At 47.0% G+C, this 19,140-nt stretch carries 13 protein-coding genes and 2 rRNA genes (1 of these 15 running past the window's edge); 10 read left to right on the plus strand and 5 right to left on the minus strand.

Annotated elements, in window-relative coordinates; translation table 11 throughout:
* The 4 genes from ACKU35_RS09495 to ACKU35_RS09510 form a co-directional block, all read left to right on the plus strand.
* Positions 1-798, plus strand: a 23S ribosomal RNA gene (locus ACKU35_RS09495); it begins 2,138 nt to the left of the window's first position.
* 84 nt (positions 799-882) lie between these two features.
* A 5S ribosomal RNA gene (gene rrf, locus ACKU35_RS09500) occupies positions 883-997 on the plus strand.
* A 346-nt stretch (positions 998-1,343) separates the two neighbouring features.
* A complete protein-coding gene (locus tag ACKU35_RS09505) occupies positions 1,344-2,630 on the plus strand; it encodes a diguanylate cyclase (RefSeq protein ID WP_319758987.1) in 1,287 nt (428 codons plus the stop codon).
* Positions 2,631-2,765: 135 nt separating this feature from the next.
* On the plus strand, positions 2,766-4,571 hold the full coding sequence (locus tag ACKU35_RS09510; RefSeq protein WP_319758988.1) for an SLC13 family permease: 1,806 nt from the start codon (positions 2,766-2,768) through the stop codon (positions 4,569-4,571).
* Between the two features lie 97 nt (positions 4,572-4,668).
* Here the strand turns inward: ACKU35_RS09510 and ACKU35_RS09515 are convergent, their stop codons facing one another.
* From ACKU35_RS09515 to ACKU35_RS09530, 4 genes are all read right to left on the minus strand, one after another.
* A complete protein-coding gene (locus ACKU35_RS09515; protein ID WP_319758989.1) occupies positions 4,669-5,982 on the minus strand; it encodes a TRAP transporter large permease in 1,314 nt (437 codons plus the stop codon).
* Positions 5,983-6,468, minus strand: coding sequence for a TRAP transporter small permease (locus ACKU35_RS09520; RefSeq protein ID WP_319758990.1), 486 nt, complete (start codon positions 6,466-6,468; stop codon positions 5,983-5,985).
* An 85-nt stretch (positions 6,469-6,553) separates the two neighbouring features.
* On the minus strand, positions 6,554-7,564 hold the full coding sequence (locus tag ACKU35_RS09525; protein WP_319758991.1) for a TRAP transporter substrate-binding protein: 1,011 nt from the start codon (positions 7,562-7,564) through the stop codon (positions 6,554-6,556).
* Between the two features lie 33 nt (positions 7,565-7,597).
* Entirely contained in the window at positions 7,598-8,224 is a 627-nt protein-coding gene (locus ACKU35_RS09530) for a TetR/AcrR family transcriptional regulator (RefSeq protein WP_319758992.1), read from the minus strand.
* A 155-nt stretch (positions 8,225-8,379) separates the two neighbouring features.
* Here ACKU35_RS09530 and ACKU35_RS09535 point away from each other — a divergent pair, with 155 nt between their 5' ends.
* Positions 8,380-9,759, plus strand: a complete 1,380-nt coding sequence (locus ACKU35_RS09535; protein WP_319758993.1) for a sulfite exporter TauE/SafE family protein — start codon at positions 8,380-8,382, stop codon at positions 9,757-9,759.
* Here ACKU35_RS09535 and ACKU35_RS09540 read toward each other — a convergent pair.
* Positions 9,749-10,684, minus strand: a complete 936-nt coding sequence (locus ACKU35_RS09540) for an MJ1477/TM1410 family putative glycoside hydrolase (protein WP_319758994.1) — start codon at positions 10,682-10,684, stop codon at positions 9,749-9,751. The genes ACKU35_RS09535 and ACKU35_RS09540 overlap by 11 nt on opposite strands.
* 276 nt (positions 10,685-10,960) lie before the next feature.
* Here ACKU35_RS09540 and ACKU35_RS09545 point away from each other — a divergent pair, with 276 nt between their 5' ends.
* From ACKU35_RS09545 to ACKU35_RS09565, 5 genes are read left to right on the plus strand one after another with little or no spacing between them, the layout of a single operon-like run.
* Positions 10,961-11,521: a GNA1162 family protein gene (locus ACKU35_RS09545; protein WP_319758995.1), complete on the plus strand. Its 561-nt coding sequence runs from the start codon at positions 10,961-10,963 to the stop codon at positions 11,519-11,521.
* A complete protein-coding gene (locus tag ACKU35_RS09550) occupies positions 11,440-12,351 on the plus strand; it encodes an endo alpha-1,4 polygalactosaminidase (RefSeq protein ID WP_319758996.1) in 912 nt (303 codons plus the stop codon). Before ACKU35_RS09545 ends, ACKU35_RS09550 begins: the two co-directional genes overlap by 82 nt.
* Entirely contained in the window at positions 12,335-14,419 is a 2,085-nt protein-coding gene (locus tag ACKU35_RS09555) for a DUF2194 domain-containing protein (RefSeq protein WP_319758997.1), read from the plus strand. The genes ACKU35_RS09550 and ACKU35_RS09555 overlap by 17 nt, the downstream gene beginning before the upstream one ends.
* Positions 14,416-17,238 carry a tetratricopeptide repeat protein gene (locus ACKU35_RS09560; RefSeq protein WP_319758998.1) on the plus strand — a complete coding sequence of 941 codons (2,823 nt, stop codon included), beginning with the start codon at positions 14,416-14,418 and terminating at the stop codon, positions 17,236-17,238. Before ACKU35_RS09555 ends, ACKU35_RS09560 begins: the two co-directional genes overlap by 4 nt.
* Before the next feature lie 11 nt (positions 17,239-17,249).
* Positions 17,250-19,112, plus strand: coding sequence for a tetratricopeptide repeat protein (locus tag ACKU35_RS09565; RefSeq protein ID WP_319758999.1), 1,863 nt, complete (start codon positions 17,250-17,252; stop codon positions 19,110-19,112).
* Positions 19,113-19,140 lie beyond the last annotated feature (28 nt).

A 19,140-nucleotide genomic window follows, 5' to 3' on the forward strand; every position in this document is an offset into this window, starting at 1 on the left:
ATCATGTGTAGGATAGGTGGGAGGCTTTGAAGCCGGCACGCTAGTGTCGGTGGAGCCAACCTTGAAATACCACCCTTGATAGTTTTGAATTCTAATCCAACGCCGTTATCCGGCTTGGAGACAGTGTCTGGTGGGTAGTTTGACTGGGGCGGTCGCCTCCCAAAAAGTAACGGAGGCTTGCAAAGGTTCCCTCAGGCTGATTGGAAACCAGCCGTTGAGTGCAAAGGCATAAGGGAGCTTGACTGTAAGAGAGACATCTCGAGCAGGAACGAAAGTTGGTCTTAGTGATCCGGTGGTCCCGCATGGAAGGGCCATCGCTCATAGGATAAAAGGTACGCCGGGGATAACAGGCTGATCGCGCCCAAGAGTTCACATCGACGGCGCGGTTTGGCACCTCGATGTCGGCTCATCACATCCTGGGGCTGAAGCAGGTCCCAAGGGTTCGGCTGTTCGCCGATTAAAGTGGTACGCGAGCTGGGTTTAAAACGTCGTGAGACAGTTTGGTCCCTATCTACCGTGGGCGTAGGATAATTGAAGAGGGTCTGTCCCTAGTACGAGAGGACCGGGGTGGACGAACCTATGGTGTTCCTGTTGTCACGCCAGTGGCATTGCAGGGTAGCTAAGTTCGGAAGGGATAACCGCTGAAAGCATCTAAGCGGGAAGCCTGCCTCAAGATAAGTTATCCCTATGCTTTAGCATCTAAAGATTCCAGGTAGACCACCTGGTTGATAGGCCGGAGGTGTAAGTGTGGCAACACATTCAGCTGACCGGTACTAATAAATCGTGCGACTTATTTTTCTTCTCTTCCCTTAACTTTAACTAAGTTAAGGTAATTCTTCTCTATTAAAACCATATATTTTGCTCATCGAAGCAAGCAAATTTGCTTGCGACCACTGAGGAGAGGTCACACCCGACCCCATTCCGAACTCGGAAGTTAAGCTCTCCATCGCCGATGATACTGCTAGGTAGCTAGTGGGAAAGTAGGTCGTCGCAAGCTTTTTTTTCAAAGCCCCCTTGTTAACTCAAGGGGGCTTTCTTGCGTCTCATGATTAAAGGGAAAAGATACTAGCCATGCAAAGTGAGGGGTTGAACATTTGAATGTTTATGAAAGTATGAATTTCATAATAGAATTGTCTTTTTTGAGAGCGCCTGTATAATTAGATAATTCTGTATATAATGTTTTTATTTTTTTAATAATAAATCTGATCGGTTAGTATCTTTTTTTTAGAAGTGGTAGGGGTCACATATTGAGTAAGTTCTCCTTATTTGACGGGCTACAGGTAAATTATTGATTACTGGGATCAGATGTTTAATCTTTTAATATAAATGTTGTGGGGGAGCGTATGCAAAATAACGTTAACGGGGAAACTTCCGAGAAGCTGAAAAAAGTTTTGATTGTTGAAGATAGTATTACTTTTTCCGGCATCCTTAAAAGGTGCATTCATGCAAAGTTAAATGTCGAGATTGAATTGTGTCGCGATTATGCTTCTACGGTAGAGTGTCTGAAGAATAATCCTGATGAGTATTTTGTAGCCCTTCTGGATATTGTGCTGCCTGACGCTCCTGATGGGGAAGTTGTTGATCTGGTTGTCTCTCATGATATCCCTTCAATAGTTTTTACAGGAGAGATCAGCGATCAATTGCGTTCTTCTATGTGGTCCAAGCGCATTGTTGATTATGTGCAGAAAGTTAATTTTGACGATATTGATCATGTTGTCCGTTTGGTGGACAGGCTCAGGAAGAATTTGTCTTCTAAAGTCCTTGTAGCAGATAGTTCTAAGGCGACCCGTACTTTGTTCAAGGAATTACTGCGGGTATATAATCTTCAGGTGGTTGAAGCTGATAGCGGAAAATCTGCGCAGGAAAAGCTTGAAGAAGATGAAATTCATCTTATCATTTCCGGTTACGATCTGCCGGATATGAGTGGGTCTTCATTTGTAAAAGAAGTCCGTAAAAAATATACTAAATCTGAACTTCCCGTCATCGGTTTTTCACGTGACAGCGAGGCGTCAACTACAGCTGAAGTTTTAAAGAGTGGTGCTAATGATTTTATAAAAAGTCCTTTTGAACCGGAAGAGTTTTATTGTCGGCTCAGCAACACGGTTGATACCGTGGATTACATCAAGACAATAAAATTGATTTCAGATCAGGATTCTTTAACAGGACTTTATACCCGCAGAGCATTCTTCAAGTATGGCGAAAAACTTTTTGGACAGCAAAAGCGTACTGAAGCAGCACTGGTTGCGGTAATGTTGGATATTGATAATCTCCGGGCCTATAATGAAGCATACGGACAGTTTGTAGGAGATGAAATTATTCGGAATATCGGCGAAACATTAGGAAATCGCTTTCGCAAGGGTGATGTGGTCAGCCGTTATGGTGGAGATGCATTTTGTGTGCTTTGCGCTGATATGAAGCTCCAATATGTTGAGTCTGTTTTTAAAGAGCTGGCAGCCAGCATAGCGCAGGTTCCCATTGAGATTGGTGAATACAGAATAGAGGCTACAGTTTGTATCGGGATCAATACTCAAGTCGGTGCCACTTTGGAGGAAATGATCTCTGGAGCTGAAGAAATGCTGCTTAAGGCTAAGGAGAAGGGTGCCAGCAAAGTTGAATGTGGTTCAGCTTAGTCGTAAATGGCTGTGCGGCTTGAATAATTGAAAAATCAGGGAGTATTTATGCTGCCACTGAGTTAACCTTTTTTTATGGTATGTTAGGTTTGCGCTGAATATCATTTATTTAAAAAAGGAAGTCGTCAATTTATCATGCCGATAACTCCAGATATTTTACTCGTTCTTGCCGTACTTTTTCTGGTCGTACTCTTTTTTGTCTTTGAATGGGTGCGAGTTGATATGGTCGGCATTATGGTCATGGTCTGCCTGCCTTTATTAGGACTTGTTACCCCTCAGCAAGCGATTAGCGGACTAAGCAGTAACGCTGTAGTTTCCATAATTGCGGTAATTATTCTCGGGGCAGGACTGGATAAAACCGGCGTGATGAACAAGCTGGCCATGTTGATTTTGAAATTTGCCGGAAAAGACGAAAAAAAAATAACTTCCATTGTTGCCGCGACGGTTGCAGTGATTTCCGGATTTATGCAGAACATCGGAGCAGCCGCACTTTTTATGCCCGCAGCCCGACGTATTTCGACACAAACCGGCGTTCCAGCCTCACACATTCTGCTTCCGATGGGGTTTTGTGCCATCATCGGAGGCACACTGACCTTAGTAGGATCAAGTCCCCTTATCCTCTTAAACGATTTACTGACCGTTCGGGGTGTTAGCTATGAGCATTTCGGTATGTTCAGTATGACACCTATCGGAATACTGCTCGTTATCAGCGCATTGATTTATTTTATTGTTTTCGGGAAATGGATTCTACCTCACTGTAAGGTTGGAGAAAAACGCGGATTGCTTTCGCCATTGCTAGCTAAAACTTATCATGAGGTCGGCGAAATTTATGAAATGAGTATCCCGGAGCATGGCTTCCATGAGCAATGTCTTTCAGAATTACAGATTCGTTCAGATTACGCCTGTTCTGTTCTGGCTTCGTACAACCCGACCACCCACAAAAGAAATGTAGCTCCCCGGCCCGAAGATACCCTTTGTCCGGGAGATACAATCGCGGTGATAGGTGAGGCCATATTTATCAACAGGCTCGCGGCTGATTTCGGATGGAAAATTTCTCCTGAAGTCACGGTATTTGCCGATGACCTTGCCCCTTCTAATTCCGGGATGATGGAAGGCATAGTTTCTCCCCGTTCGCAATTGGTCGGGATGACCGTGCAGGAAGCGAAGTTGCGAAAAAAATACGGGGTAGTTCCGCTAGCGGTTTTTGTTGGACATGAGATGATTATCAGTGATCTTTCCGAACTGACTATTAATGAAGGAACAGCCTTGTTGCTGCATGGCAAGTGGAGTGCATTTCATCAGCTCAAGGATCAGAATGACTTTGTTTTCACCGAGCCTCTTCAAGGAGAATCTGTTCGTGAAGACAAAGCTTTTTGGGCTCTTGGCTGTCTTGCTGTGACCATGTTCATGATTCTGGTGCTCGATATCCAGCTTTCCATTTCGCTTCTTTTCGGAGCAATGGCTATGATTCTAGGCCGCGTGTTGAGCCTTGATGAAGCTTACCGTTCTGTAGATTGGATGACCGTGTTTTTACTGGCTGGATTGATCCCGCTTGGGCTGGCCTTTGAAAATACCGGAGCAGCTAAGATGATAGCTGATATGCTGATGAATGCTGTCGGGGTGCCATCGCCTACGGTGTTACTGGTCTGCATTGGTTTATTGACTTCTTTTTTTACTCTTTTTACTTCCAATGTGGGGGCGACTGTTCTGTTGGTGCCATTATCAATGAACCTTGCTTTATCGTGCGGTGCTGATCCCAGAGTCGCGGCCATGACAGTTGCGCTGGCAGCCTCCAATACTTTTATTCTCCCTACCCATCAGGTGAATGCTTTAATTATGAGGCCCGCAGGGCTGAAAGCTGTGGATTATCTGCGTGCAGGAACGGGAATGACCATTCTGTTCATGATTATTTTAGTGGGAGGTATGCGGCTGTTTTTTTAATCTGATTTTATTCTTTTTTTATACTAAAAAAGCCGCAGCGCCATTAGGGGCTGCGGCTTAATTTGTTTTTATGGCTTCGATAAAGTGATTTTTGGGGCTAGTACATAGCCTGCGGCAGATACAGAATAATCTGGGGGAATATTGCAAAAAGAACGATCCCGACCAGAATAGCCAGCAGAAAGGGCATGGTGCCTTTAAAGATCTCTTCCAGCGTTATCTCCGGTGCGAACTTACGGGCCATACCGTAAACCACGTAGACGTTGATGCCTACCGGAGGGGTGATAACTCCTATCTGGGTTACCAGAACGATGATAACTCCGAACCATATGGGATCGAATCCCAGCGTGGTGATGACCGGGTAGAATACAGGGATGGTCAGCATAATCAGAGCCAAAGCGTCCATTATGCATCCGCCGATGAAGTACACAACCAGAATCATGGAAACAATAATCAGCGGATGAAGGTCGAATGAAGCTGTCCACGCTGCTACATTGAACGGAATACGGGTGACGGCAAGAAATTTACCGAAAATAAGTGCTCCGGCCACGAGAAACAGCACCATAACTGAAGTCCGCAATGTTTCGTAAAGTGAATTTACAAATGCCTGCCAGCTCAATTGGCGCTTGATCACCCCAAGTACAAGGATGCCCAGTACACCGACTGCTGCGGATTCGTTGGGAGTGAAAAAACCAAAAAACATTCCGCCGATAACAAGTGCGAATACTGCAATGGTATCGATAAGTCCCAGGAGAGATTTCAGCTTTGCGCCCATGGAAAATTTTTCGCCCTTTGGGCCGAGGCTGGGATCTCTGTGGCAGACTATGGCGATTGCGATTATGAACAACACCGTCAGCACTACTGAGGGAAGAATACCGGCCATGAACAGTTCACCGATGGATTGCTCGGTCAGGATTCCATACACGATAAGTACGATGCTGGGTGGCATGATCATGCCCAGTCCTCCTCCGGAAGCTACTGAGCCGGCGGCAAGGGAATTCGAGTACCCGTATCGTCTCATTTCCGGGATACCTACTGTTGCCATAGTAGCGGCGGTGGCAGGACTGGAACCGCAGACCGAACCGAATGCGGTGCAGGCTGCTACGGTTGCCATTGCCAGCCCGCCTTGAATGTGGCCCATGAAATGGTAGGCCGTGCTGTACAGCCGGCGACTGATTCCGCTGTTAAAAGCGAGCTGACCCATGAGGATGAACAGTGGAATGGTAGACAGGCTGTAAGATGAAAATGTGTCGTAAAAATTGCGTGAAAGCAGATTCATGCCGCCTTTCATAGAGATAAGCATTGAGAATCCGCCAAAGCCCACCAGGGTCATAACGTATGCAACGGGCATGCGGGTCATCAGAAGGGCCAGCATCACAAAGATGCCGATAATCCCAAGAGTAGTCGGTTCCATTTATTCTTCTCCCGTAAAGATCTGTATGAGTTCTTTCAGCAGGGTGAGAGTGAAGCAACCGAAACCGAAAGCGAGTGCGAAAATTATTTTATCCGTAGGCAGTTCAAGAGTCATGGAGACTTCGCCCGCTTCGTGCATGGAGCAGCCGTATAAGTATAGTCTCCAAGTGACCAGCCCGAAAAGCAAAGCGCTGGCGGATGTTGTTATGATTTTAACTACGCGCCGAGTGCGGAGTGACATCTTACTGTACAGAAATTCTACGCCGATGTTGGCTTTCTGTGATTCGGCGTAACTAAGGGATAGCCCCGTAGTCAGCACAGCTAAAACAGCAACAATATCTTCCACCCCGAAAATTGGTGCGCCGAGTATGCCGCGTGAAATAATATCCGCCCCGGTCAAAATGGCCATGCCGATCAGACATACGGCAGCTGCATTTTTTAGTAGAGCCTCAAATTTTTCAACGAAGCCAGAAATCTGATTACCCAAAATTTTCTCCGAAATTTATGCTTCAGATAGCCGGCAGAGGGAAATAGTTTAAAAAAATCCCTCTGCCGACCGCCGGTTCTTCTATTTATTGTATTTTGTTCAAAGTGCCTACGGTAAAGTCGAGGACTGCTTTACCGTCTATTTTTTTCTTGGAAACTTTTTCAATGTAATTCTGCATCATGGGAGCGGCTTTGTCTTTCCAGCGCTGTCCTTCGGCTTCGCTCAGTTCAATGTACTTGCCGCCTTTTTCAGTCAGGAACTTGCGCCCTTCTTTGTCGCTGTCATCCCATGCCTGGCCGTGCTTGGCTGCAAACTCTTTGCTGATTTCCATAATGATATTTTGATCCTGCTTGGAAATGGCGTTCCACTTGTCTTTATTCATTACTGCGAAAAAAGTTGTGGTATAGCCGACCGGATAATCGAGGGTACAGTAATCAACAACTTCACCCATTTTCCAACCTTTGTTGGTTTCCATAGGATAGACACCGCCGTCCACAACGCCTTTGCGGATGGCCTGATAAGTATCCGGCATGGACATAGCTACCGGTGCGGCTCCGAGGGCTTTGAGCAACTGGGCGGAGTTTCCGGTGCCGCGAAGTTTCATACCCTTGATATCTTCAAGGGTTCTTACTGGCTTCTTGGCAGTGAAAAGCAGTCCGGGACCGTGTGCGTGGAAAAACAGAACCTTTACATCACGCAGTTCTTTGGGCTGGAATTTATTGTACACCGCATTGGCTAATTCGGTCGCAGCAACACCGGACTTATAACCAAGGGGCAGGTCAACGGCTGCCATTACCGGGAAACGTCCGCGGGAATACGCAAGAGCGGACATGCCTATATCGGAAAGACCTTCAACTACGCCATCATAGCACTGCTTTGCTTTGGTGAGTGTGCCGCCGGGAAAGTAGGTGATTGTTACACGGCCTTCAGTGCGTTTGCCTACTTCTTCGCCCCATTGCTGAGCCAGTTTGGACTGGATGTGGGTAGGAGGGAAAAAATTGGAATATGTAAGGTTGATGGATTTCGCGCCTGCGCTAAGGGGCAGTGCGCATATGCACATGGCTACGGCCGCTACTGTAATTAAGATCTTCTTCATTTTCCCTCCGGTTGGTTTATATAAATCAGCTGTCTATTCAGCTTTTTTCAGCCCATTCTGTATTGCAAGGGTGACAGCCGCCTTGCGGATGTCTTCAAAGTCGATAAGGCCTTTTTGACCGTTATCTCTAATCATGAAACCGGTCTCTATCGAATTTCGTACCATGTAACCTTCAAATAATACGGTATTGAAAGCCCCTATCTTTTCCGGCGGATAGTCGGTTTCGACAAAATTACGGACCAGATCGGCGAAAACATCTTCGGAAAGTCTGTACTGACTCAGGCTCAGGTCTTCACGCAACTCCGGTATCCGGGAAGCGTAGATGGTGAATTCAAGAAAAACTTTGGCCCAGTTCCGGTCTCGGACAATATTCTCCAGAAAATCCCAGATGATGTTCATAACTTCTTCAAGAGACTCGGCTTTATCCAGCCGGTCATCGCGGGAATTGCGATATTCGGTCAGCTTTTCCTCCACGATTTCCAGAAAAAGTTTGTCTTTGCTGACCCAGTGGCGGTAAAAGCTTCCTTTAGCGTAGCCGGCATGCTTCGTTATTTCGGCCACAGTAGTCTCAACGAACCCTTTTTTACCGAAAAGTTCGTTGGCTGTTTCCATGAGCTCTCTTTTGGTCTGAAGAGATTTTTCTTGTTGTTTTCTTGCCATTTAGATTCTAATTAAGTGTGGTTGTGACCTGTAGTCATAAAGTGACCGCTGGTCATTTTTAATGACGTATAGCTGTGAGGGGGAGTTGCTGTCAACACCTATCTATGACAATCTGTTCGCTGGAAAAACAAAATTATCTGAGGGTAATATCAGAAGTGAAAAAGCTGTTTAATTTGTTTGTCTTATTCGTCTGCTGTCTTGGGAGCGTTTCCGTACAGGCCCATCCGTTGGGTGAGGTTGTGCAGGAAAGCACGGTTATGAACGAAGGCACACGTCTGCTCATAGTTTATGATACCTCGATAGGTCCCTCAATTACTGCCACGCTAATCCCTGATGCAGATCATGACGGTAAAGTTTCAGGCGCAGAAGAGCGCAGTCTTTCGCAGGACATACATAAACTTCTGGCACCAAATCTGGAAATATTTCTGGATAATAAAAAGGTTGTTCCAGAGCTTTATTATGCCTCGGTTTCTCCTTCGCCCGGAGGCTATAACAACGGATTGCGGTCAAACCTTGTATACACCGTTCCGCTGCCCAAAGAAGATTTCGGAAAGCATTACCTTAAATTATCCGATAATAATTTTCAGACCGGGGAGCTTAAATGGCTCAAATGGAAAGTGCAGGCAGATCCTCAGTTCAGTGTGGTCAGAACTTCTCCAGATTCACGAGAGCTGAATTATCAGTTTTTCACCAGGAAGATTGATGGGGCAGCTGCTTCCTTTCCCGTCCCGGATGCAGGCGGAAATAACGGCATTAGGCCTACCCCGCGCGAGAATGCAAGTCAGGCGACTCTAAAGGATTATCTCGCACAGGAAAATCTAGGGCCGGGGACCATTCTATTCGCACTTGGATTAGCTTTTTTTCTCGGTATGGGGCATGCGCTGAGTCCCGGCCACGGCAAGGCAATGGTGGCTGCTTACCTTATCGGGCGAAATGGCCGCATTCGTGACGCTTTTACGCTGGGGACAATAGTAACGGTTACTCACGTTGCCAGCGTAATAGTTCTCGGCATCGTGGCTCTGCTGCTTTCCCGTTATTTTCTGCCCGGAGATTTGTATCCGTGGCTGGGGGCATTTTCTGGAGCACTGGTCTTTGCCGTTGGGTACATGATGCTGGCCCGCAGGGCTGTTCATCACCACGGGCATACTCACAATCATTCACATTCGCATTCTCATAATCATGACGGTGAAGACGATTCCGACCCTGTTTCATGGTGGTCCATGCTCAGCCTCGGCGTTGCCGGAGGTATGGTTCCCTGTCCCACAGCATTGGTAGTGTTGCTGGCATCAGTTGCGTTCGGGCGTATTGTTTTCGGGCTGCTGCTGATTTTTTCCTTCAGCTTTGGTCTTGCCGCGGTGTTGATTCTTATCGGTATACTGACGGTGCGGGCATCGAAACTTACCGAAAGGTTTTCCGGTTCACGCCGATGGATTGAGAATCTGCCGGTACTTAGTGCCGGGCTGGTTATGCTCGCGGGTATCGCCATCGCACTGAATGCTCTGCATGCCGGTGGAATAATAAAATTTACTTTCTGAATTTCCAGAAATCCGTGATTGAATCCAGCGCCGCATCCTGTGTCGAGCCGTAGGGGATTAATTTGAAATCAAGCGCTTTTACCTGCTTAAGATAGTCGGCGTATTGGGATTTTTCTATGTATTCAACGTCAAGGATTGTCTTACCTGCTTCAGCAAGTTGTTTTGCCAATTGCAGACGGTAGTTTTTGTCTTCTTCGCTGTGGTAATTGAAAAGCAGGCTTTCAAGGCCGACCATATCGATAGTTTTGAAATAAACTTCCTTGTATTCCGGGGAGCAGTCTTTGAAAATTCCTATACCGTTCTGGGGACAGATGATGAAATTTTTACCTGCTTTCTTGCGGGTGTAGTCTGCGATTCTTTTGATTAATTTTACCATTTCATCTGCAGTGTCCCGCACTTCCATACCCTGTTCATGCCAGAACCAGTAACCGTCTACGATGTCCAGATAGACTCCATCGAATCCAGCTTCCAGAATACGGTCTAGGTAGGGGCGTAAACCTTTTTCCCACCAATCTTCGCGCCAGTATTTTACTTTATAGTTTCCGGTCCAGTCCTTATTTTCCGGTCCCAGAAAGCCGGGTTGATTCTTTTTCCAGTCGTTCTGCCAGTAGAAACGGTACTCTTCAGCTTCGCCAATGGAAAAGTAGCAGAGCACTGTCTTTTTAAATTTATGTAGAATGGAAATGTCTTTCGGCGATAATCTTTTCTCGTCCGACCCGTCCTTCGAATAGTCAACGACCAGTAAATCATATGGAGATTCAGCTAAAGCAGCGACCTTGGGATTTTGCAGTTGATAGGCCCAGCTTGAAATTTTTTTGTGGGGCGGGACGATACCGACTTTGGTTTTTGTTTGTTTGGCCGACGTGGATAGCGGATGTTTTGGTGTTGTGGAAACGCACGCGCTGACAAGCAAAAGACAAGTCATAATAGTTAGGTATCGTATCTTCATGTTTTTTTGGTGTTAGAATTTTTATATTCGAATAAATAGCACGGACTTGTTCAAAACTAAAGTTTCATGCTTTATTAAATCACAAGAATAAAAATAATTCAAAAGCATAAACAAAACTTTGCATAAGTATGAAATATGATTATAGTTGTTGAAAAATGATTTAAATTTTTTTTCTATGCTTTTTATGGGAAGTCTACTGAATTAATTTTATTAAAAGCTGATAGTTTTTCAGGAGTAAATAAGGAGGGTCGTGTGAATAGGAATTTTATAGCTGTTTTGGCTTTTTTTCTCTTTCTTTCCGGATGTTCCGGTACCTACATGAAAGATTATGTTCAATCGAACGGGATCGCCAGTGACGCGCGGCACGCAGCTGTATTGCCGCTGGTGAATCTGACCAACACCCCAAATGCGGGACGTATGGTCGGTGATCTGCTGACTACCGAACTTTATGCCTCTACCGGATTCGACCTCATGGAAACGACTGAAATGCTTAAGCGCATCAAAGGCGATGAGGATGATCTGGAGTTCGTCATGGAAGATGTCGTGGCCCAGAAATTGGGAAATAAGCTTGGCGTGGATACCGTTATCTACGGTTCTGTGACCGAGTACCAATACAAGCGGGGAGTGAATCAGAGTCCCACCGTGGGTATAAATCTGCGTATGATTGATGTCTCCTCCGGCAATGTTATCTGGGCTTCATCTTCTTCCAAGAGCGGGGGGTGCTTTTTCGGATGTACGGAATCCTTGAACAGCGTTGCGCAGGAAACTCTAGCGGAAATGGTTGCAGCTATGTCCACCGTTTCTGCACAATAATCCTGATCGTGATCTCTTTCTCCCTGTTCGGCAGAACTTTTGCTTTTGGCGGAAGTAATGCTGTTTCTTCTTGGGCTTGCTATTACGGTAGCGAGGACCGGACTGCCCAGCTATCCGGTTTTGATCTGCTGGTTTCTGCTCCCGGTGGGCAGGACCCGGCTTTGCTGCGTGCGAACGGGGCTAAGGTTCTGGCTTATGTAAGCCTCGGAGAGGTGGAGGAAAACGGCCCTTATTATGATGAAGCTAAAAAGCTCGGTTTGCTGGTTCGTCATAATGAAAACTGGAATTCATGGGTTGTTGATGTGCGTAGTCCAAAGTGGCGTGAACTTCTTTTCGCCCGGATAATTCCCGATGCCCTTTCCGCAGGGTATGACGGCCTCTTTTTTGATACTCTTGATTCACCTATCGATATGCAGCGTCGGGACCCTGATAAATACAAGGGTACCGAACGTTCCTGCGTGGATCTGGTCCGTACAATCAGGGAAAATTTTCCCAAACTGTTGCTCTGCCAGAATCGTGGTTTTGAGATTGTCCGGCGGACAGCCCCTTATCTCGATTATCTGCTGATCGAGGGGCTGAGCAGTTCCATGGACATTGCCACATTAACCCGCACGGATGTATCGAAAAATGATCGCGATTTCCTCATTGCTAAAGTTGAATCTGCGCTAAAGGCCAACCCGAAACTGCAGATCCTGACCCTTGATTATGTCCCGGCTGACGATGAGCAGGAGATTAAAAAGGCTTACGAATATTCCCGCAGCATGGGATTCATTCCTTACGTCAGCACTCCCGCATTAAATGAGGTGTTTATCCATGCGTCTGATAAGTAAATTTGTTCTTGCTGCCTTGTTTGTTGTTCTCAGTCTGTCGTTGGCTCATGCCGCTGAGGTCAAGCGCAAGGTGCTGGTCCTATATAATGGCGCAGAAAGTAGAACGGTTGTAAATAACAGTTTTGTTGAAGGATTTGCCTCCCCCCTGAATTATCTGGGCTTTTTGTATGAAGTCCGTGATGTCTCACAGCGTCCGCTGCCTTCGGATAAAAAGATGGCTGAATACGGAGCTGTTTTTACCACATTCGCCGAAAATATGATGAATAATCCTGATGAATATTTGAAATGGCTGATCAGGCAGCAGGAGAATGGAAAACAGCTGATTATAGCCGGTACGCCGGGAGCTTTAAGCGATTATGACTCGGTCAATTCCGATCCGGTATTGATTAAGAAGGTCTTTTCCAACCTTGGATTTTCTTATCAGGGAAACGCTGTCAACGATAATTCCCGTTTGAGGTATGACCATGTTGATCCTGAAAAAATGAATTTTGAGCGCAAGCTCCCTTTGTTTCCGCAGAAATATATGCAGATTGTGCCTAACCGTAAGGATGTTGAATCGTGGGCTAATGTAGGATTCAAGGGCAAATCCGAAACCTCAGCCTCTGTAGTTGGAGTGGGGCCGCGAGGCGGCTTTGCTTTCGATGGATATATGCGCTGGCAGGACCCGGTCGATTATCTGAAACGCTGGTATTTGAATCCATTTGATTTTTTGCGTGTCTGTCTGGATCTGAAAGGGATGCCCGCATTTACTCCAACAACACTTAACGGTAAGCGGGTGGCTTTTGCCCATATCGACGGGGATGGTTTTGCCGGATATACCGAAATTGATAAGCATAAGGTCTGCGCAGAAATAATCATGGAGCGTATCTTTGAACGCTACGATTTTCCTAATTCGGCTTCAGTTATCGCCGGCGAGATCAATCCGGCGGTGAAGGGCAGTAAAGATAATGTAGAGATGGCCCGGACCATGTATGAAATGAAGAATGTCGAAACGGCTTCCCATTCCTATACGCATCCTTTCGCATGGAGCGCCGAACTTCGCGAATCCAAAGAATATAAGGATGACTTTGTCATTGGGCAGTATGAGGTTCCGGGTTACAAATTTGATGCGCGGTACGAAATTGTGGGGTCCTGTGATTATATCACCGAGAATCTTGCCCCGGCTCAGAAACCTTGCAAAATCCTGCTTTGGTCCGGAATGTGCGAGCCGACTGAAAGTCAGGTTGCCATTGCTGACAAGGCCGGAATCCTGAATATGAACGGCGGGGATACGGTATTTGATGCCCGGCGCAATTCTTATTTCGGGGTGTCTCCACTATACAAGCCGTTAGGCTCCCGTCATCAGATCTATACCGGACAGGCTAACGAAAATATTCTTACCAATCTTTGGAACGGTCCTTATTTCGGATTTAGAAATATTGTGGATACCATGAAACGAACCGGTTCTCCGCGGCGTATCATGCCCATCGATATCTACTATCATTTTTACAGCGGCGAAAAATTCGCATCGCTCAAGGCTCTTGAAGATGTTTATGAATGGGCGCTCAGTCAGGATACCGCACGGGTATTCGCTTCCTCTTATATCAAAATGGTTAACGGCTATCTTTCTGCAAAGATAGATAAAATCAGCCCCGGCCATTTTGTCTTCCGCGATTACAATGATTGCCTTTCCGTGCGGCTGGACGGAATGAAGATGGTCCCAGATCTGGCGAAATGCAAAAATATTCTTGGGTATGACATCCAGCCGGAAGGTATTTTCGTTAATCTACGGCCCGGAACTTCTAAGGCGGAATTGGTGCTCACAGCGGATAAAAATGCTAATAATAAAATAGTTTATTTGAAGAACGGGTCCGGATGGGTACGTAATTTTGAACCAACATCAACCGGGGTGCGTTTTGATTTTGATTGTTTCAGTAAGGGGCGTTTCGATCTCGGTGGTCTTATCCCGGACCGGAAATATAAACTTATTCGCGGAGACGGTCCGGCTCTTGAATTTAACAGTAGCAAGGGCGGGGTGCTCAGCGTGAAGGATGTCCTTTCCGGACCGATGGAGATTGATTTGATTTGAACATAAAGCTCTGGCGGGTACTTGCTTTCGTACTCTTCATAACCGGGACGACCGTGCTTATATATCCCTTTCCGAGGGATCTTGTCCACCTGTACCTGCGGAGCGGTGAAGTTTCCAAGGCTGCGGATCTTTTGAACGACCTACTCGCTGAAGATCCTTATGATCTTGGCCTTTTAAAGGTAGGAGTCGAGGTTTATCTACAGCGGGGAATGCCTGACAAAGCTATTTCCAACCTTGAGGAGATCCTAAAGCAGAAGCCCCACCGCATACCGGAGCGCAAAAAACTGGCGCAGGTGTATGAATGGACTGTAATGCCGCACAAGGCTCTGCATGAATGGGAAAAATTGGCACAAGTTGAACCTGAAGAACTTGAGCCTTTGCAACGCATGGTTATGTATTACCGCTATTTTAATATGTTACCGCAGGAAGTCGATGCAGTTATCAGGCTCAATAAGTTGCAAGGCAGGAAGCCTTTCAATAGTGATTTTCTGCAGGTTCTAAATAAAGAGATAGATCGGCTTAGCGCTGAATATGATCAAAACAAAGATGATCCGTATCTTAATTTCCTGATTCAGCGTGTTTTTATTGTGGGGGAACAGTTTAAGGCTGAAACCGACTTCAAGGCTGAGACAGGGGGCAAGGTCGACTATTTGCAGTATGTCACCTATGTGCTTGAATATTTTATAGCTGTGGACCGCATGGATGAAGGCTACCTGTATGCCGAGCGCATGGACCAAAAAACAGGGGCTGACATTGAAAGCAGGGTTCAGATGGTCAAGGTTTTAGGGTGGGCAGGTAACTATAACCGAGGATTGGAAATAGCGGAAAAGTTACTCAAAATCAGTCCCGAAAATATCGAGCTGCTGACTGAAACCGCATGGATGGCCCGTTCTGCCGGAAGGTTTGATGTCGCAGAGGATGTGCTGGAAAAGCTGGTTGAAGTGGAGCCGGACAATACGGAACATCAGAAGGCTTTAGCTGACGTTTATATTGAAACAGGTAATTTTCAAAAAGCTGTGGACTTGTTCCGCCGTCTTGCACAGAGAGTTGGAAACTGGTTGATATACGCGCACGATATGTTGCGTGCAGCCCTTTTCAGCGGTGATATCAGGCTTATGTCTGAAGTAGTGGAAGAAACCGGGAAGGTTGATTTTTCCGAACCGGAATATCTGCGAACCCGCGCTGAGTTATTGCTGACCCTTGAGCGTCCCCGCGAAGCTTATGATGCTTTACGCAGGGTGGTGGACTCTCCGAGCGCGACACTGGCTGATTATCAGAGTCTAATCGATGCGGCGGCATCCACTGCCGATAACCGGCTTGTTGCTGAGACGGTTGATCTGGCCCTGAAGGTTTATCCTGACGATCTCGACCTGTTGCGTACTGCCGGATCCGCGTGGCTCAACGTTGGAAGGCCTTATAAGGCTTACCGTGCTTACCGGAAAGTGCTGCTGCTGGAGCAGACTCAGCAGGATATTATCGATATGCTGCTGGCTGCGTCCGAGACTCAGGATTTGAAGCTGGCGGTGCAGGCGGCTAAGTACGCTGAGAAGATTGCTCCCAAGGATGTAAAAGTCATCAAACAGGCCGGGGAAATCATGCTCTGGCTTAATTCACCTAAAGACGGCTATCCATACTATAAAAAGGCCGCGATTATGACCGGCGGCAATCGCGAATACGTAATGAATCTTATCCAGATAGCTTCCTATACCGGCGATAAGGCTTTATTCCGGGACGCTGCAGAGACGGCTATCCGGTTGCGGCCAAATGATGAACAGGTGGGACTGCTGGCCGCTGCTGTTTGGTCTGCCGCCGGGGAAAAGAAAAAAGCCGAACTGCTGCTTGCCCGTTTTGCGGGGCAGGGCGCAAAGAATCTGGGCATGCTGTATAAGTGGGCGGTCTTTGCGGATAAGGCCGGATTGAGTGAAGAAGCCTACCGTATCTATAATGAACTTTATTCGCGGGGATACAAGCGCGCTGAAATCAGAGATGATCTGGCAAGGCTGGCAGAGTGGACAGAACGTCCGGCTGTGGCTGCAAAGTTATACGCTGAAATTTCTGATGAATCTCCACGCGATTTCACTTTTGCCAAACGGGCTGCCAAATCATGGGCCGATGCCGGTAATTACGCGGATTCTGTAATCTATTACGAGCGGGCCTTGGACATTGAGCCTCGTGATTATGAGTTGATGCTCGATCTGGCAAGGGTTTACGGTTTTGCCGGGAAGCCTGCGGACCAGATCAGGGTCTATAAGAAATTGCTGGCTGCCGGTAAATTGCCGGAAACCGAACGGGTAGAGCTGGCACGGGCCTATCTTGACGCCCGGGAACCCGATGCGGCGCTGGGAATTCTGGAGCCGTATGCCCGCTTGAATAAACTGCCCCGGTTTGAAGGATTTCTGCTGGCTTCGGCTTTACACATGGCCGGACGCGAAAGCGAGGCCTCAGATGTTTATAAAAGGTTGAAAAAAGAGTATAATGACGACGAAGTGTTTCTGGCTCGTCTGGGCGCGGAGGCGTTGTTCAATAATTTAAAAACCGATGCGTATGCTCTTTTTGAAGCGGCTTTGAGGGTTAATCCTAAAAACCGCACAGCTCTTAAAGGATTGGGAATAATTTTAAGTGAGCGGGAGCAGTATAAAAGGTCTGTCTCCCAGTTTCGTAAATATTTGAGTCTGGTACCTAATGATGCGGATACACGTTTTCAACTGGGTGAAATATACAGGATCATGGGTCGTGAAAGCGCCGCAATCCGTGAGTTCAAACGTGCAGAGCGTATTCTCCGTCGTGAAGGGCGGAAAAAAGTGGATAAAGGAAGTTGAAAGGTAAGGATTTGAAAAAAGCAGTAGCAGTACTTTTACTTTTCGTGACGGTTTTACTGCCGGTCATATGCGCAACTCCGCTTTTGGCGGAGGATGGCGCAGCTGTATCCGTTGCGGAAAAGAGTGAACGTATCTGGACTGTCCGGATCAGCTCTTTCAAACAGGCTGACTCAGCCTGGGATTTTATGTCCTACTTAAAGGGCGAAGGCTACAATCCTGCCATGGTTTACCTTTATGATGGACAGGGTCAGGGCTGGCGGGTGATACAGCTCGGTGATTATCCTACCCGGAGTCAGGCCCGTGCAGCCGGGCGTCTTTTCAAGAAGAAAACCGGACTTGATTATCTGATCCGGTCCATGTCCGTTGCCCTGCTTGAAGAGCGTACCCTTGAGTCTCTCAGAAGCCCGCTTCCCGTGAGAAAGAGCGCCGAAACAGGGGCATCTAACGCTTCCGGCAATTCCCCGGCACTAAAGAAGAAGCTGATCGGCGCACCGGAGTCCCTGTTTTATGAGCTTGATCAGCGCGATGTGTTGCTGGCTGCGGATGAAAGACAACAGAACCTGATCCTTGCCCGGATAATGATCCGTAGAGGATATGTGGAAGACGGTTTGCGTCTTTATGAAAAGATGCTGCGTAGTACCCCAGGTGATGCCGACCTGCGCGAGGAATATATAGGCGCACTTATCGATAATGGTGAGCTTGCGAAATCAACCTCCATGATTCAGGAATGGCTACGTCGTGATCCCCGGTCCCCGGCCGCTTTGCGACTGGTGGCCCGGCTGCGTTTATTATCAGATGATTACCCCACGCGGGTGAAAACTATTGATTATCTCTTGCGGTTGCGGCCCGGCGATATTGATACGATTTCCAGCAAAGCGTACAGCGCTCAGCAGGGCGGAGATTGGCTGGGAGCCGTTGAAAGTTTTTCCGAACTAATTGACGCCGAACCGGATAATTACGAAGCCCGGCAGGCACTCTCCGAAATACTTATGGATCGCAGGCCGAAACTGGAGCAGATCTCCAGCGTATCCCTGCAATCTGATGAATCCATAACCACCACTTTCGGCAGTCGTTTTTCCATGCAGCTTACTGACTTGATCAGAGGGGAATTCTACTACGCCAATACCCGCATCTACCGTCCTCAGCAGGATGGAATTGAGAAGATCAACAAGGATGTGAATCAGGCTGAAATTTTATTGAAGAAAGATTTTAATCGAGTCTTTACCGGGATTGTCGGCATCGGAGCTCACGAAGGAACTTCCGACGGTATTTCAGCTGCGCTTGGCTTTGATTGGCGTATTCATGATTCCGGTAGCTTTTCCGCCATGATAGATTACGATAATCCATGGCTGGATGAACCTTCAGCCGCCAACTATGAGGGCAGATACAGCCAGATTTCCCTTACTTATGACGGATTTTATGATGATACGTGGGGACTTTATTTGAACGGTCAATTGCGGGAGTACCAGCTTGAATCAGACCGCAATTATGGAGCTAAAGGGATATATAACATAATTTTGACCCGCAGGCTTCTAGCTGATCCTGATTTGTACGTGTCTTATTCTTTTTACCGCTCCTTTTTCAAGTATGACGATGATAATTATAAGCCGTTTGAAGTGGTGGAGAATGAGAGCATTCATACTTTCAGCACCAGTTTCAGCAAGTCCATTTCCGAAAACATCGTTTTTCAGGCCTCCGGCGGGATCAGGATGGATGAGTTCAAGAATAGCCCCAGTTACTTCGGCGGGCCTTCGCTGGCCTTTAATCTGGGACGCTTTAAATTGAATTTCGATTATGAGTATAGCAGTGATTCTGGCCTTGCCGGAGGTGGGGAAACCCAGTTCGTAAGCGGGGGGATCGGGTATGTTTTCTAATGTGATTGAAACTAGGCGGGCCGGTGTA

This window comes from Maridesulfovibrio sp., from assembly GCF_963676065.1.
Lineage (GTDB): Bacteria > Desulfobacterota > Desulfovibrionia > Desulfovibrionales > Desulfovibrionaceae > Maridesulfovibrio.

Bases quoted from the DNA above. Each gene is read 5' to 3' on its own strand.
- ACKU35_RS09555 (WP_319758997.1), top strand. From the start codon at position 12,335: ATGCGTCTGATAAGTAAATTTGTTCTTGCTGCCTTGTTTGTTGTTCTC.
- ACKU35_RS09505 (WP_319758987.1), top strand. From the start codon at position 1,344: ATGCAAAATAACGTTAACGGGGAAACTTCCGAGAAGCTGAAAAAAGTT.
- ACKU35_RS09525 (WP_319758991.1), bottom strand. From the start codon at position 7,564: ATGAAGAAGATCTTAATTACAGTAGCGGCCGTAGCCATGTGCATATGC.
- ACKU35_RS09530 (WP_319758992.1), bottom strand. From the start codon at position 8,224: ATGGCAAGAAAACAACAAGAAAAATCTCTTCAGACCAAAAGAGAGCTC.
- ACKU35_RS09540 (WP_319758994.1), bottom strand. From the start codon at position 10,684: ATGACTTGTCTTTTGCTTGTCAGCGCGTGCGTTTCCACAACACCAAAA.
- ACKU35_RS09510 (WP_319758988.1), top strand. From the start codon at position 2,766: ATGCCGATAACTCCAGATATTTTACTCGTTCTTGCCGTACTTTTTCTG.
- ACKU35_RS09515 (WP_319758989.1), bottom strand. From the start codon at position 5,982: ATGGAACCGACTACTCTTGGGATTATCGGCATCTTTGTGATGCTGGCC.
- ACKU35_RS09550 (WP_319758996.1), top strand. From the start codon at position 11,440: ATGTACGGAATCCTTGAACAGCGTTGCGCAGGAAACTCTAGCGGAAAT.